Here is a 15,742-nt window from a genome sequence, read left to right on the forward strand (position 1 = left end):
GGAAAACGAAAGTAGGAAGAAAACTACTTCGTTTTCCTCCTACTCGATTATAATGTATATTCAGATTATTCCTTCATCGTTTCATCTATAGCTTCAATCTTCTTCTGAGTCAGTTCAAGGTCGTTTTTCAGTTTTTCAATTTTTCTTGATATTTCATTTACCAGAGAATTACCTTTTTTCGAAGACGAACTTAAGAAACCAAGGTTATTTTCGTAGGTCTTGATTTCGTTTTTGATTCTTTCGTATATTCTGACCAACTTTTCCCTTTCCTTATACAGATTTGTTTCTTTGCTCAGTCCCGATTTATAAGTATTGAGCTTCTTCTCAGCTGCAGAAAGGTTTGCCTTGTCGAATATCTTGTCTACTAAAGTGCGGAACTCTTTGTACAGTCTGTCTTTATCCTTGAAAGGAACAAAACCGATACTGTTCCATTCCGATATCAGTGATTTGATTTTGTCTCCTACAGTTTCATCGTAAACTTCAGTTTTTTCAAGTTCCTCTATCTGTTTCAGAACAGCCTCTTTCTTACTTAAATTCTCAAGTTCTTCCGAACGCTGAGAAGATGTTGCCTTGGCTTTCTGTTCGAAGAAGTAATCACACGCTCCTATAAAGCGTTTCCATACAGCATCCGAGTACTTTTTCTGTACAGGACCTATTGTCTTCCATTCCTTCTGGAGTTTTGTCAGGATGTCTGCTGTTTCCTTCCAGTTTGTACTGTCTTTCAGTGCCTCGGCCTTTTCGCACAGCTCTTTCTTCTTTTCAAGATTCAGCGACATGTTTTCTTTCACGTTCTTGAAGAACTCTGCTTTACGCTTGAAAAACTCATCACATGCAGCACGGAATCTTTCGAAAATCTTCAGATTCATTTTTTGCGGTGCATAACCGATGGTTTTCCATTTAGCCTGAAGAGCGAGTATTTCCTGAGTCTTGTCTTCCCAGTCGGTGAATGTTGTGAATTTGTCGTATTCCATAGCTTCTGCTATTTCGCAAATCACAGTTTTCTGGTCAAGATTGTTCTGTTCCTGCTCTTTCAAGTCCTCAAAATGCTGTTGGTGTCTTTTGTTTACGGCAGTCGATGCAGCTTTAAATCTTGCCCAGATGTTTTCGCGCATTTCTTTTGCTACAGGGCCTATTTCGCGGAATTCCTGATGTAACTTTTGTAGTTGGTGGAAAGCTGAAATCACGTCAGGTTCTTCTGCCAACTTTTCTGCAGCTTCGCAGATACGTGTCTTCAGTTCAAGGTTCTTTTTGAAGTCATATTCTCTGAACTCATTGTTGAGTTTCAGCATATCATAGAATTTCTCAGTATACAACTGATAAGTCTTCCATATTTCATTTATTTTGTTTGCAGGAATCAACTTTATCTCATTCCATTCCTGTTGCAGAGCCTTGAATTCATTGTAGTTCTTTCCTGCATCTTCTGATAAATCTGTAAGATTCTTCATCTTCTCCAGAATGTCCATTTTCTTCTGGAGATTTTCTTCTTTTTCTTTCTCTAATGCAGCTATCATGGAATTTCTTTTTTCCTTTATTTCAGACAACACGGATTTCATTTCTGCTTCCATTGGGTCTGGACTTGGAGTAAAGGAACCGGCGTCTCCGCCCGATTCGATAAAGGCCTTTTTGTTAGCTTCCTGTTCAGCCTTATGTAGTTTGTAAAACGTTTGTTTCAGCAGGTCAATTTCCTGTTTGTCTGCTTCACATGCGTTTTTGTTTATTTCTTTTAAACGTAGTATTACTTCCTCCTTAGTCTGCTTAGGTTCATACTTTACGTTATCTGTTGTTTCTTCAACAGTAGGAACCAAAGTTTCAGATACATTTGTCTGATCTTCGGTTAGCGGGCGGTTTGTTTCATTAACTTCCATGCGTATGTAGATATTTATGAATGTTTCTTTTTTTAGAATGTTATAATTACAAATTAAAGAAATAATATTTAAAAATCATAATTTTGTGTACAGTATTTTTATTTTCGGCAGAAAAATACTACACTTTTACAGCTGTTACAATAAATATGAATAACTTTCTTATGACAATAAAACGGTTATTCCCATATATAGCATCATGCCTATAATGTCGTTTGTAATTGATATGAACGGACCGGTAGCTATAGCCGGATCTATCTTCAGTTTTTCCAGTGTCATAGGGACTAATGTTCCGAAAATAGATGCAAACATGACAACTGCAAAAAGACTGATAGATACAGAATAACTTACTGTTGCAGTTGCGCCGAAGCGTATAAAGTTATATACATATACCAGCAGTGAGATTATGGATGCATTAATCAGTGCCACAACAGCTTCCTTTGCTACCTGCTTCAGTGTATTTGCAGAGTCAAGCGAACTGTTGGCAAGTCCCTGTACTACAAGTGCCGATGACTGTGTACCGACATTTCCTCCTGTACCACCAATCAGCGGAATGTACAAGGCCATTTCCGGATGTGCAGCAAAAGTACTGTCGAAGTTTCCCAAAATCATTGAGTTGCCTATTCCTCCGAGCATACCTATGATAAGCCATGGCAGACGTGCCGTAGTCTGTCTGAATACGTTATCGTCTGATTCTACGTCCTGCGAGAGACCGGATGCCAACTGGTAATCCCTTTCGGCCTGTTCACGTACTTCGTCCATAACGTCGTCTACGGTGATTCGTCCTACCAGTCGTCCTATACTGTCTACTACAGGCACAGCCACAAGGTCATACTTTTCGATTATCTGTACCACCTCTTCTATCGGTGTGTCCACATGTACCGATACAGGGTCTTTCTTCATCACGTGTTTGACTTTTGACACGGATGGGCTGGTTATCATCTTTTTGAGTGGGAACACACCTCTCAGACGTTCGTCGTCGTCTACTACATACACATAGTAGATTTCGTCCATTTCTTCAGCCTGAATACGCATTTCCCTCAGACATTCGGGCATACTCCAGTTCTCTTTCACTATCACCATTTCCGTACCCATCAGACCGCCTGCGGTATCTTCATCATATTTCAGAAGGTCTACGATGTCACCGGCCTGTTCGATGTCTTCAATGTGCGACAGGACTTCTTCCTGTTTGTCCTCGTCCATTTCTCGGATGATATCCACGGCGTCATCCGAGTCCATGTAGTCTACAAAGCGTTTAGCGATTGTTTCCGATGGCAGAATGTCAAGAAATTCTTTACGTGCGTCCTCGTCCATTTCCACGAGTACGTCGGCTGCTGTTTCATTGTCAAGAAGCAGATAGACGAATCTGGCATTCTCTGCATTCAGTTCGTTGCAGAGTTCTGCTATATCGGCAGGATGTAAATCATTAAGGAGTTCCTTTACCTTGTCAGGTTCCTTATTCTCTATTAGTTCCGTGATTTTTTTGATTTCTTCGCTGTTCATCCTGATTAACTTTTAGAGGTTTATGATGAATAAAAGTCTCTTATTCCACTTGGTTTAGTAAATCCGGCTGAGCCAAAGCCTTTTCCACTCTGTTTGTCAGTTCGATAAAATCTTCTACAGACAGCTGTTCCGGCCTTTTGTTGAATATCGGGTCTGCACTGAGCGGGTTTGCCTTGTCTAAGATTGGTGAGATGGAATTTCTCAAAGTCTTTCGTCTTTGGTTGAATGTAGTTTTTACTATCTGTTTGAAAAGCTTTTCATTGCATCCCAACTCCTGAGTTTCGTTTCTTGTCATTCTAATGACTGCACTTTTTACCTTAGGAGGAGGATTGAACACATGTTCATGCACTGTGAACAGATATTCCACATTATACCATGCCTGAATCATCACACTCAGTATTCCGTAAGTCTTGTTTCCGGGCTTGGCGGCAATACGTTCGGCCACTTCCTTCTGAATCATGCCTGTGCAGCAAGGTATGATTTCCTTGTTGTCAAGCATCTTGAAGAATATCTGGCTTGAAATATTGTACGGATAGTTACCCGTCAGGACGAAAGGCTTGCCGTCAAACAGGCTGTTGAGGTCCATTTTGAGGAAATCCTTCTCTATGATATTCTCACCTAATTCAGCGAAATTCTCTTTTAGGTAAGCTACTGACTCAAAATCCAGTTCGACAACTTTCAGAGGCCTGTTTTTAGGGATAAGGTACTGTGTCAGGACTCCCATACCCGGACCGACTTCCAGCACAGGTATATCAGGACATGTATCTATTGTGTCGGCTATATCTTTAGCCACTTGCAGGTCTTTCAGGAAATGTTGTCCCAGAAATTTCTTTGGTTTAACTAATTTCATTCCGTATTCTGATATTTCTTTGTAATATTGTGGTATTAATTCAGTTAAGCATTGTATATTTGCATTGTGCAAAGTTACATAATAATATCTAAATAATTTCAGATTTTGGTACGAAGTGAATCAAAAAAAACTATTAAATAAATTATGGCAGTTTGTTTTGCCCCTTCTTCTCGGTGCTGCCATCCTTGTCTGGACGTACAAGGGATTTGATTTCAAGAGAATGCTCTCAGTGATGGAAGAGGGCTTCAATTATTGGTGGATGCTTTTTTCGTTGGTGTTCGGAGTATTCGGCCATTTGTTTCGCGGCTGGCGGTGGAACCTGTCATTGGCTCCGTTGGGTGAATATCCTAAGGCGAGAAACAGTGTTTATGCCATATTCGTATCCTATGCAGCCAATCTTGTTATTCCCAGAGTAGGAGAGGTGTCACGTTGCGGCATTCTTGCAAAGTATGAAGGAGTGTCTTTTTCCAAATCTCTCGGAACAGTCATTACAGAACGTATCATCGATTCGGTCTGTGTTCTCATAATAACTTTTACCACTCTTTTGTTGCAGTCCGGAGTTTTTGCTAAATTTATAAAGGAGACAGGTACGGACACTGCCTTCTTCGTTCACCTTTTTGCCTCTACCAATTTCTACATCACCATTGCCTGCATATTGGCTTTGATAATATTCGCATATTTGCTTATCAGACGTTTTTCCATATTCACTAAGGTGAAAGGAATAATATCTGAGATATGGCAGGGATGTCTTTCCATACGTCATGTGAGCAATTTACCGTTGTTTATCCTATATACTGTAGGTATTTGGATATGCTATTTCCTGCAGTTCTATGTCACTTTCTACAGCTTCGATTTCTCTGCAGATTTGGGTCTTATGCCCGGTCTTGTGATGTTTGTAGTTGGAAGTATAGCCGTTATTGTACCTACCCCTAATGGTGCCGGTCCATGGCATTTTGCTGTCATAACCATGATGATGATGTATGGGGTAAGTAAGGACGATGCAGGAATATTTGCACTTTTAGTGCATGGTATTCAAACTTTTTTACTAATTTTGTTAGGCATATACGGATTAGTGGCTTTGCCGCTTGCCAACAAACAATATAAACCCAAAACTCATAATTAAAAAACAAAACCTATGAGCGAAATTCTTTCATTAGCTCCACAGAATGTGTGGAAACATTTTCATTCCATAACACAGATTCCTCATCCATCCGGACATCTGGAGAAAATTCAGTCTTTCTTGCTTGAATTCGGAAAGAGTGTCGGTGTTGAAACGTTTAAGGATGAAGCAGGAAATATTATCTATCGCAAGCCTGCCACTCCTGGTATGGAAAACCGCAAGACTGTAATCCTTCAGGCACATATGGACATGGTGCCTCAAAAAAATAAAGAAACAGAACACGATTTCGAAAAAGACCCTATCAGCACATACATCGACGGTGAATGGGTTAAGGCCAAAGGTACTACTTTAGGCTCGGACAACGGTATGGGAGTTGCTGCAATCATGGCCATCATGGAAGATAAGACTTTGAAACATGGTCCGTTGGTAGCTCTTGTCACAGCCGACGAGGAAACCGGTATGTACGGTGCATTCGGATTGAAACCCGGCACTATCGAAGGTGACATATTGCTGAATCTTGACTCTGAAGAAGAAGGAGAGCTTTATATCGGTTGTGCCGGAGGTGAAGACCTTACAGCTACATTGGAATATAAGGAAGAAGAAACAGACCCTGAAGACGTAGCATTGAAGGTAAGTCTGAAAGGCCTGCGAGGCGGTCATTCCGGAATACAGATAGGATGGGGACATGCCAATGCCAATAAGCTTATGGCACGCTTCCTGAATCAGGTTATCACTTACGATGAGGCTTGCCTGGTGTCATGGGAAGGCGGAAACATGCGAAATGCCATTCCGCGCGAATGTGAAGTGGTAATAACAGTACCTGAAACAGAAGTAGAAGATGTACTTGCTTTCGTAGGCGAGTGCGAGCAGGTATGGCGTGACGAGTTTGCCACTATAGAAGAAGGTATCACATTTACTGCCGAACGTGTGGAACTTCCTAAGACAATGGTACCTGAAGAAATCAGAGATAATCTTGTGGATGCAATCTTTGCTTGTCCTAACGGTGTGGAACGTTTTATTCCTACTATCCCTGATACAGTGGAAACATCGTCTAACCTTGCGATTGTAGAGATTGGCGGTGGAAAAGCAGCTGTAAAAGTTCTTACACGCAGTTCACGCGAGTCAATGAAGGATTATCGCAATACATCAATAGAAAGCTGTTTCTCAATGGCCGGTATGCACGTAGTCCGTTCAGGAGGCTATTCAGGATGGGAACCAAACGTAAATTCTCCTATACTTCATGCCATGAAAGCATCTTATAAGGCACAGTTTGGCGAAGAACCGGAGGTGAAGGTTATCCATGCAGGTCTTGAATGCGGTATTATCGGTGCTGTAATGCCGGGATTGGACATGATTTCATTCGGTCCGACACTGCAGTGTCCTCATACTCCGGAAGAACGTTGCAACATACCTTCAGTTCAGAAATTCTATGATTTCCTTATTGCAACTTTGGAAAATACTCCGTTGAAGTAATAAACCATAGTCATAAAAAGTAAAAGGCGGCTTTTTGGCCGCCTTTGCTTTTATATATTTATTTCATCATCATAGTTTCCTGCACAGACAGAAAGAAATATACTCCTGCCGCTATCATCCCAATGCCTAACAAGGCATAGAAAACTCTCGACCTGTTCCTTCCTAATGCTTTGACGATGAACTGTGAGTTCTGGGCATTGAAAAACCATTCCCAGTTGAATACAGAGGCCAGTAAAGCCAATATTCCTACCAGTACGAAAACCGACTGTATTATATAATGTGCAATCATGTTTATTCGGCATCGAAGTGTACAGAACGTGTTCCGTCTTCAGCTTCTTCTATATATACATTAACTGTATTTCCAGGGAGCAAATCTTCTATCAGTTCCGGCCATTCTATGAAACAAAGTGCTCCACTGTAGAAATAATCCTCGTATCCCATGTCGTAAACTTCTTCAATCTTCTTTATTCTGTAGAAGTCGAAGTGATAAATCAGTTCTCCGGCAGTTTCAGAACGATATTCGTTTACTATTGCAAACGTAGGAGAGTTTATCACGTCTGTCACTCCAAGTTCCTCACATACAGCCTTTATGAATGTAGTCTTGCCGGCACCCATTTTGCCATAAAATGCAAAAACTGTATTGTCACCCATTTCGGCGATGAACTGTTTCGCTACCTCGTGGATTTGATCTAATGAATTAATCTTTATTTCCATACTTATATTTTTTAAGTTTTAAGTTATTAGTTTTTAGTTCTTGCTTTTTATTGAGCTTATCAGTTTCGCTATTGCATATATCACTATAGAAGTAAATATGATTGATGCTCCCGACGGAACCTGCAGATGATACGATAGCAGCAGCCCTCCAAGACAACTGATGTAACCTATAACGACCGACAGCAGTATGATTTTCCTGAAACTGTATGTAAACAGGTTTGCTGTCATCTGTGGCAGTGTGAGCAGTGATATCACAAGAACTATGCCAATCATTCTCAGGCAGGCCACAATGGTAAGTGCTATAAACATCATCAGTACATATTCAAACTGTGCTACCGGCAGATGCTGTGAGCGGGCAAATTCCCTGTCGAATGCTATTGATACTATCTGCCTCAGGAATACTGTAAAGAATATTGCCAATGCAAAACTGATTATGCAGAGCAGGATAATATCACTGAGCGTAATGGTGAGTATATTCCCGAACAGGAAAGAAGACAGTTCAGGTGTAAATCCCGGAGCCAAGAAACTGAAGATAATTCCTATTGCCATACCCAATGTCCAGAATACTGCAATGGCCGAATCTTCCCTCATATCGCTTCTCTTGCTCAGCCATTCCACTCCGAATGCCGACAAAACTGAAAAAATCGCAGCGGTAAGCAGGGGAGAGATTCCGGTGTATAGTCCTATCCCGATTCCTCCGAACGACGCATGCGTAATTCCGCCACTAATGAAAACAAGTCTTCTTGTTACAATGTATGTGCCTATTATACCACAGGCTATGCTTGCAAAAAGACTTCCCAATAGCGCGTTCTGGAAAAATGTATATTGGAACAGTTCTATGAAATCGGACATATATTTTGAGTTTTTAGATTTTAGTTGTTAGTAGCATACCCATTACTCTAACAACCAATAACTATTAATTCTTAATTCTTAATTAAATCAATGTACCCTCCGTTCCCTCACAATAAGGAACAGTTCGTCTTTAAGTTCATCGGGCAGTTCTATACCACGCAGTTGCAGGCTTCTGCACCATCCTGCCACTTCCACTTCCTGAGTGGAATACATGATATCTCTGAACTCCTCGACTTCCTCTTCAGTGTAGCTGTCGGATGGACGTCCTTTAAATCTGTCCAGCTCCTCATCGTCATAATATTCTATTTTTTTGCTCACTGCGGCAAGAAGACTGTCTTTCTCGCATGTTTCGTGCTGTCCGCAGCATTCGCTGTCCACTTCCACCACTTCCGGTTCTTCGGCTATTTCACCTTTTTCTATTTTCTTCTGGATGTTCCGGTTATAGAAATATCCGGCTATAAGTCCGAACAGCGTTACTCCTATAAGTGCAATTATCAATATCCACATAATATTATTCCTCCGTAATGATGAAACCGGCCTTTTTCAAGTCATTCCAGAATCCCGGATAAGATTTGGAAACCACTTGCGGATTATTTATTCTTATGTTCTTGAGTTTCAGTGCAGCAGGGGCAAACGCCATAGCCATTCTGTGGTCCTCATATGTGTCAATAGCAGGGGTTGTTTCACTTTCACATCTTTCACCGTTCCATAACAATACCGAATCATTGCTTTCCGATATAGTGTAACCTAATTTTCTCATTTCTGTTATCAGAGCCGCCATACGGTCTGTTTCCTTTATCTTAAGGCTCTGCAAACCACTGAAGCGGAACGGAATTCCCATCATGCAGCAGGTTACAACAAAAGTCTGTGCCAAGTCAGGCTGGTTCACAAAATCATACTCCATCATCTCTGTATGCTTTCCGCTTTTCCTGAGTGTGACATACTTGTCGCCATATTCTGTGCTTACACCAAGCTGTTCAAACAGTTCGGCCACTTTAGAATCTCCTTGGAAACTCTTTTCAAAAAGTCCCGGAAGTTCTATACACGCTTCGTCCGAGAGAGCCGCCATCTCATACCAGTAAGACGCTGCACTCCAGTCGCTTTCCACATAATAGGGGATAGCTTTATAAGGTTGGGAATATATTGTTATGAGATTATCGCCTGTCCATTCGGCTTTTCCACCGAACTCTTTCATAATTTCTATTGTAAGATTGATATACGGGCGTGAAATTATATCACCTGTAAGCCTCAGTCTAAAACCGTTTTTGAGGACAGGACCTATCATCATTAGAGCCGAGATATATTGTGAACTCACATTTCCAGGAAGTTTGATTTCTTCTCCTTCAAGTTCTCTTCCTTTTATTCTCAGAGGAGGAAAACCTTCATTCTCAGTGTATTCTATATCTGCACCGATACTCCTAAGAGCATCCACAAGAATTTTTATCGGGCGTTGTCTCATTCTTTCAGTTCCGGTAATAACATGTACTCCCTCTGTGACTGAAAGATAAGCTGTGAGAAATCTCATTGCCGTTCCGGCAGCCATAATATCTATCGTTTCCGGCATATTTTTCAGAGCCTTTATCATTACACTCGTGTCGTCGCAGTCGGACAGATTGTCAATGCTTTTATCCTCATTTTTTGATAAAGCCTTAATAACAAGTGCCCTGTTGCATATACTCTTTGACGAAGGCAGCTGTATGCGTGCAGTTATTTTTTCAGGAGATGATACCTTTATTTTATTCATGTTATACTCAATTTACATTGCAAAGATACATATTTATTTTTTATCAAATCGTTATATGGGAAAAATCCAATCTTGCAAATGCAAATCACGACGATGCTTGCAGAAACACCGTCGTGACCAGATGAAAGTATTAAGTTTTTTTATTTATATTATTTTCTTCTTTTTCAGCCAAAGGTAGTATCCCGTCAGTGGGAGAGTGGCACCTATCAGTGCTGCCAGGAAGTAAAGGACTTTTGTAACAGAACCACCCCAAGTTCCTACGTGCAGCGAATATATCAGTCCTCTGAGATTCTGTCTCACGCTGTTGTCCTCGAATTTCCTGATTTCGGTTATTTTGCCGGTCTTAGGGTTGAACTTTATGTTGTCCGATTCCTGTCTGTATCCGTTTTTGTTCAGTGCTACTGTCGCTTCGTTCTTGCTCAATTTGATATAGTTGTATTCAGGATATTGGCTCTGTATTTCTTTAAGAGCAATATCGTATGTTATGGTATTCTCTTGTTGGCGTTCCGTTTTACCGTTTTCCTTTTTTTCATTATGTCCGTAACCGTGTCCGGTTTTAGGGCTCTGGGTTTGAGGTTCGGCTCCAAGTAGTGAATATGCGGCTTCTCTATACCATCCGAACGACCATGTCGGTCCGGTCAGTGCCATGAGCAGGAGGAATATTGTGGCATAGAAACCGAGTGCTACGTGCGAGTCGTATATCAGCCTTCTGTTTCCTTTGCCGCACGCTACAGTAAGCCTGTTTTTCAATGCCTTACGTGTACGTGGAATCCAAATCACCAATCCGCTTATTAGAATTACCGTCATCGCTATGGTAGATATTCCCACAATCATTCTTCCGGCCGATATGCTTTCTTTGCTTTTCGGAGCGTCAAGAAACCATCTGTGCAGTTTTCTCATAGTCTGGAAGAAAGGGTATGACTTCGACAAGCCTATGCTTTCACCGGTATAAGGATTTACGAAAAGAACTTTCTTTCCGCCATTGCTGAAGCTAATCTGGTATGTGGCATCTGCGGCTTTCGGGATGCTGACAGACGAAATTTCCATTTCGTCATGTCTGTCCTGTACGATATTTATAACCTCCGAAGGACTCAGCCTTTCTTTTCCCTGAGGAATCTCCACCTGATAAAGATGCTTGTTCAGGGCACGTGTGATATCCTGTTCAAATACCAGTGTGGCACCTGTGAAGCATATTACAGTGATTATCAGCCCAAAAGGGATAGAAAGCCAGAGATGTATCTTATGTAGTAGTTTTTTCATTCTGATTAAACATTTTTATTCCGTTACATTAAGTCTTCCTACACCCGAAAGTTGTGTAGCTTCTACAGTTAGTCCTTTTGTTGCGTTACCTGTAGCAGAGTCTATTTTGTATATTGCCGGATAACCTGAAGTAGTAGTTACCGCTATATAAGCTTTCCCGTTTTCCACATATGGAGTGTTGCCGAATCCGCTTATGTCGGAAGGCATTCCGGTAACATAAGTAAGCTTTTTGTCCTCTGCCTTGAAGATTGCAAGCTTATTTGCCGTATAACCTGTTTCAGAGAATGGACGGTCGTACATTAGCAAAAGGAAATAGTCGTCAGCTATAGGCCAGCAGCGCATGAATGATTTTCCACCCGACTGCTCTTCTATGTTGCAGTAATAATCGTCAAAAGCCTCTGTTCCGGCAGGTATTCTTACCACTCCGGCCGGCAGTGTAGTCTGCTGTCGGCTGTCTGTCATGGTTTTGGCATAGCTTGGTGAGAAAACATAAATATCACCGTTGCCTGCGCTCCAGACCATCTGGTAGTACTGCGATTTCATTCTCCCTGCAGCATAGCTTATCTTGTCAGTAGTGATGATTTTCTTTTCTGTAAGAGTTTCGTCATTGAAGATTGCTATGTGGCATTCATTCGGGTATTGTGTCCACTGCAGTTCATCTTTTTTGTATGAGCTGCTTCCACTGCCGCCTGCTTCTTTTTTTATCAAATCCTCATTGCCTGGCAAAACCCATTTCCCATTCTCAAATTTTGTTCCATATTGGCTCAGTCCCATAGGAATGGCAGCAGAAAATATTTTTCCGTTATTTTCAAAAAGTCCGGCTAAAGTTACATACTCTCCGTTGCCAAGGAAATTTTCCGACAGATACTTCTCGTTTTTAGTATCGTTTGTGGTGTATTTTTCTCCTGCGGCATCCAAGTAAGAAATAAGGAATGATTTCGGAGTGTAACCGTTCTCGTCGTTCCATTCTGTTGGCCCGTCGCCTGTAGAAGTGGTCATGATATATTTTCCGTATGTGCCGAAAGTCGTAAATCGTCTGATGGCGAATTCACCGTTTCTCTTCTTGATATCATTGTTTGCATCGAGTATGAATGATGTGGTTACACCTGCATTTCCCTGATTATATGCCAGTCCGTAAAGATACTGGTTGTTATAGTATATCCACTGTGTAGCCCCATCGTTCACAAGACCGTTGTTTCTTGTCGAGACAGTACCTTTGTCGAGTGATGAAGCTGTAAGAAGTACGTTTGTGGTATTCCCGGATGCCGTAACCGATGCAGCTATCACGTATTGTCCTTTTGAGGCATTGTTATTATTGTTGTTGCTGATATTCTCTTCTGTACAAGATGTTGCAGAAACAGCTATTCCACATACTATAGCTGCGCTTTTGATAAGATTTTTCATACTTAATTTTTAATTATTAATTTATTCATTAAATAAATATATTCTCAGTTTTCCGTAGAAAGCCCTTCCAGCTTTCTGAAGGCTGAAATTGTCGTATAGCTTTTCATCCGTCAGGTTGCGGCATTCGAAGGAAATGTTGTATCTTCCTTTCTTCATGCTGTATGAAAGGCTTATGTTGTGCGAAAACTGGTTTGGTACAATGTAGTCGCTGCTTGAGCCTATCACTTGCGAATAGTATGAAAAGCTGTGCAGATACTGGTTGTCGTATGTAAAAGTCAGTGTATTGCCTTTCTCAAACAAGTTGTGCCAGTAGAGGTTTATATCCGAATCGGCAAACATATAAGGAATGTTTGGCATACGTTCCTTATAAGCTAAATTGGGCTGATTCGTTCCAATTGCCATTTCCTGATTGTCCCTTACATCCATTCTGGTGAAATTCCCTCCGATACTCAGCCGGTTGCTGAAACCGTATCTTACAGAAGCATTGACTCCCTTAGTTAGGACTTTTCCGTAGTTTATATACGTTGCAGCCATCTTGCCGCCGCTAAGGTCGGCAATGTTTCTCTGTATATAATCCTTTGTATCGCGATATACAAGTCCTCCTTCTACATAAACACTGTGTTTACCGAAGGTTTTGTTATAGCTGATATTCAGATTTATATTGTCGCTGTTCTCCGGACGGATACTTACATCACCCATTTCCAGGTCTTCGTCACCGAACATTTCTTCTATAGTAGGCAGACGGTAGGCTTTTTCATAAGAGAGTTTAATCTGCAATGACGGTATTACGAAGAATGTACCTGCCGCTCCGTAGCCTGTTGAGCTTACTTTTCTATCTGTACGCACAAAGTCTGAATTATTTGCGTCAGTGGCTTGCGGACCGGACACATACTGTAAATATTGCTTTGCGAAAGCTGAAAAGTTCCACCGCTCCGACATCATCAGTCTGTATGAAAGCCCACTGATATTTTTTCTTGTACGTTTTTCTATAGGATCCGTCTGTTCTTCCTTTGTCAGTAGCGAAGTGTTTTCGCGTCGGAAAGCATTGAACACATTATTAAATGTAATGAAATGAGCCTTGCCTATTCTGTAGTTCAGTGTGAGGGTACTGTTCCAGTTGTCATTATCCGCACGCGAATACTGATATGACTGTTCGCCGCGGGTATTCATCAGTTTTTTGTCGCCCAACCAGTTGTACTCATAGGCTGCTGTGTCTACATTATAAGTGGTGTTTCTGTTGTAGTTTCCTGTCAGTGTCAGTTCAAGTCCTTTTAGTATAAGGTCTCTCTTTCTGTATTCCACCGAAGGCATAAGCGAATACCCTTTTCTGTGCTTTTCGCCATAGACAATATTCTGACGTACACCGGTCTGTATGTCCTGATACATATTCGAATAGGTAAATCCGAGCATAAGTCGGTCTGCCCATCCCTTGTCAACTACGCCAATTTTTCCGATTACAGCTTCATTGTGATAAGTGTCATTAAATCTTTTCACTCTGCTTATTCCAGCATTGATATTTCCGGTTTCGAAATCCTTTATCGAGCCGTCTATGTAATAATTGTTGTCCGAGTAATTCTGGAAAGCATTTATCTCATAAGTAAATCCGTTCCTCAGAGTCCGGCCGAAGTGGATATTCGATTTGTGCGTATTGAACGAACCGTATGAGTATGAAGCATCAAGAAACCAGTTACGCTTTTTCTTGTTTGTAACGATGTTGATAACTCCTCCAATGGCGTCCGAGCCGAAGCCTACGGGAACAACACCTTTATATACCTCTATTCTTTCTGCAAAATTAACCGGGATATTGTTGAGGCCGAATGAACTTCCCACTCCTTCCTGCGGAACACCATCGATGAAAACCTTCACATGTTTGCCGCTGAATCCGTCAAGCATCATCTGCATATCCGAGCCTACACCTCCAGATTCTCTGAGTTTCATACCCGGAGCTTTTGCAAGTGCGTCGCTGAGGCTTTTCGTACTGTTTTTCATTTCTTTTGTGTCAACCGCCACAGCATTGAATGCCGAACGTTTCAGGCGGCTGACACCATTGGAAACCACCACTACCTCGTCAAGCTCTGTCACCGACGGTTTAAGCGTAATTCTGTGTTTGCTGTTGTGGCTGCCTATTGTGATACTCTTTTCGTATGTCTCAAACCCTATGGCCGAAACCACAAGTGTGTAATTTCCTGCCGGAGCATTAAGACTGTATTCACCCCTTTCGTCAGTAGTACATCCGAAGTTAGTATCTTTCAGATAGACAGTTGCAAAATCCACAGGACTCTTGTCTGTCGATTTCACACTACCCGAAAGAATTACTTTCTGTATCTCTGCTTTAGCTGTAATGCAAAATGCCATTGCGGCAAAAAGAAATAAAACTTTAGAATACTGACTCCACAGTGTTTTGCTCATAAACTAATACCTTATAAATATGTTTTCTAATACCTTTAATTCCGGATGCAAAATTACTGCCGTCCCCATTTTCATGCAATCGCTATTTTTAGGTATATTTTTTCTGTATTTCACCTCCTCTCTAATCATTTTTAGGTATTGCCCGAAAATGGCAGTATTCATATTGTTAAAACTTTCTAATAGAATGTTATTAATTCGTCTTTAGAGTGAACAATCTATTATTTTTGCTGTTGAAAACATTTAATATATTTATGAACGAAGTCTTTATTATCATCGGATTGATATTGCTCAACGGTGTTTTTGCGATGTCCGAGGTAGCACTTATATCAGCCCGTAAATCACGTCTTTCCGCTGACGCTAAAAACGGAAACAAATCTGCTAAAACAGCTTTAAAACTTGCAAACGAACCGGACAGATTTCTTTCTACAGTACAGATAGGTATTACTCTCATCGGAATCCTTACCGGTATTTATTCAGGAAACCAGATAGCTGTGGACTTATAGTCAAAAAGAAATGCTTTGCGAATTGAGCAATCGGAAATTGAGAGTCAG

General features: G+C 41.1%; 13 protein-coding genes and 1 pseudogene. 3 read left to right on the plus strand and 11 right to left on the minus strand.

Translation table 11 applies throughout. The features are described 5' to 3' along the window. Positions 1 to 65: 65 nt before the first annotated feature. The 3 genes from QZ379_RS08860 to rsmA form a co-directional block, all read right to left on the minus strand. A complete protein-coding gene (locus QZ379_RS08860) occupies positions 66 to 1,865 on the minus strand; it encodes a DUF349 domain-containing protein (RefSeq protein WP_291563356.1) in 1,800 nt (599 codons plus the stop codon). Positions 1,866 to 2,024: 159 nt separating this feature from the next. Continuing rightward, a complete protein-coding gene (gene mgtE, locus QZ379_RS08865) occupies positions 2,025 to 3,365 on the minus strand; it encodes a magnesium transporter (protein WP_291563360.1) in 1,341 nt (446 codons plus the stop codon). Between the two features lie 40 nt (positions 3,366 to 3,405). Then, the gene (rsmA, locus tag QZ379_RS08870) at positions 3,406 to 4,215 is read right to left on the minus strand and encodes a 16S rRNA (adenine(1518)-N(6)/adenine(1519)-N(6))-dimethyltransferase RsmA (RefSeq protein WP_291563363.1); all 810 of its coding nucleotides are present in this window, start codon (positions 4,213 to 4,215) and stop codon (positions 3,406 to 3,408) included. A gap of 115 nt (positions 4,216 to 4,330) precedes the next feature. On the opposite strand from rsmA, the gene QZ379_RS08875 reads away from it, so the two are divergent. Together QZ379_RS08875 and QZ379_RS08880 are read left to right on the plus strand one after the other, a co-directional pair. After that, positions 4,331 to 5,338: a lysylphosphatidylglycerol synthase transmembrane domain-containing protein gene (locus tag QZ379_RS08875; protein WP_291563365.1), complete on the plus strand. Its 1,008-nt coding sequence runs from the start codon at positions 4,331 to 4,333 to the stop codon at positions 5,336 to 5,338. Between the two features lie 12 nt (positions 5,339 to 5,350). Further along, positions 5,351 to 6,808: an aminoacyl-histidine dipeptidase gene (locus tag QZ379_RS08880; protein ID WP_291563367.1), complete on the plus strand. Its 1,458-nt coding sequence runs from the start codon at positions 5,351 to 5,353 to the stop codon at positions 6,806 to 6,808. Positions 6,809 to 6,866: 58 nt separating this feature from the next. Here QZ379_RS08880 and QZ379_RS08885 read toward each other — a convergent pair whose 3' ends face one another. The 8 genes from QZ379_RS08885 to QZ379_RS08920 all read right to left on the minus strand — a co-directional run bounded on the left by QZ379_RS08885 (position 6,867) and on the right by QZ379_RS08920 (position 15,137). After that, a complete protein-coding gene (locus QZ379_RS08885; RefSeq protein ID WP_291563369.1) occupies positions 6,867 to 7,097 on the minus strand; it encodes an immunity 17 family protein in 231 nt (76 codons plus the stop codon). Between the two features lie 2 nt (positions 7,098 to 7,099). Then, entirely contained in the window at positions 7,100 to 7,522 is a 423-nt protein-coding gene (gene tsaE, locus QZ379_RS08890; protein ID WP_291563371.1) for a tRNA (adenosine(37)-N6)-threonylcarbamoyltransferase complex ATPase subunit type 1 TsaE, read from the minus strand. A 33-nt stretch (positions 7,523 to 7,555) separates the two neighbouring features. Next, complete coding sequence (locus QZ379_RS08895; protein ID WP_291563381.1) at positions 7,556 to 8,374, minus strand: metal ABC transporter permease; 819 nt, start codon at positions 8,372 to 8,374, stop codon at positions 7,556 to 7,558. Positions 8,375 to 8,461: 87 nt separating this feature from the next. After that, complete coding sequence (locus QZ379_RS08900; protein ID WP_291563383.1) at positions 8,462 to 8,881, minus strand: phospholipase; 420 nt, start codon at positions 8,879 to 8,881, stop codon at positions 8,462 to 8,464. Between the two features lie 4 nt (positions 8,882 to 8,885). Next, positions 8,886 to 10,118, minus strand: a complete 1,233-nt coding sequence (gene aroA, locus QZ379_RS08905) for a 3-phosphoshikimate 1-carboxyvinyltransferase (protein ID WP_291563385.1) — start codon at positions 10,116 to 10,118, stop codon at positions 8,886 to 8,888. A 144-nt stretch (positions 10,119 to 10,262) separates the two neighbouring features. Then, positions 10,263 to 11,378, minus strand: coding sequence for a PepSY domain-containing protein (locus tag QZ379_RS08910; RefSeq protein WP_291563387.1), 1,116 nt, complete (start codon positions 11,376 to 11,378; stop codon positions 10,263 to 10,265). Between the two features lie 15 nt (positions 11,379 to 11,393). After that, positions 11,394 to 12,782: a DUF4374 domain-containing protein gene (locus tag QZ379_RS08915; RefSeq protein WP_291563389.1), complete on the minus strand. Its 1,389-nt coding sequence runs from the start codon at positions 12,780 to 12,782 to the stop codon at positions 11,394 to 11,396. Positions 12,783 to 12,803: 21 nt separating this feature from the next. Continuing rightward, the gene (locus QZ379_RS08920) at positions 12,804 to 15,137 is read right to left on the minus strand and encodes a TonB-dependent receptor (protein WP_291563391.1); all 2,334 of its coding nucleotides are present in this window, start codon (positions 15,135 to 15,137) and stop codon (positions 12,804 to 12,806) included. A 305-nt stretch (positions 15,138 to 15,442) separates the two neighbouring features. Here QZ379_RS08920 and QZ379_RS08925 point away from each other — a divergent pair. Then, positions 15,443 to 15,682 (plus strand): annotated as a pseudogene (locus tag QZ379_RS08925) (CNNM domain-containing protein); the annotation flags it as partial. Between the last annotated feature and the right edge of the window lie 60 nt (positions 15,683 to 15,742).

Source organism: Bacteroides sp. (assembly GCF_019417265.1).
GTDB lineage: Bacteria > Bacteroidota > Bacteroidia > Bacteroidales > Bacteroidaceae > Phocaeicola.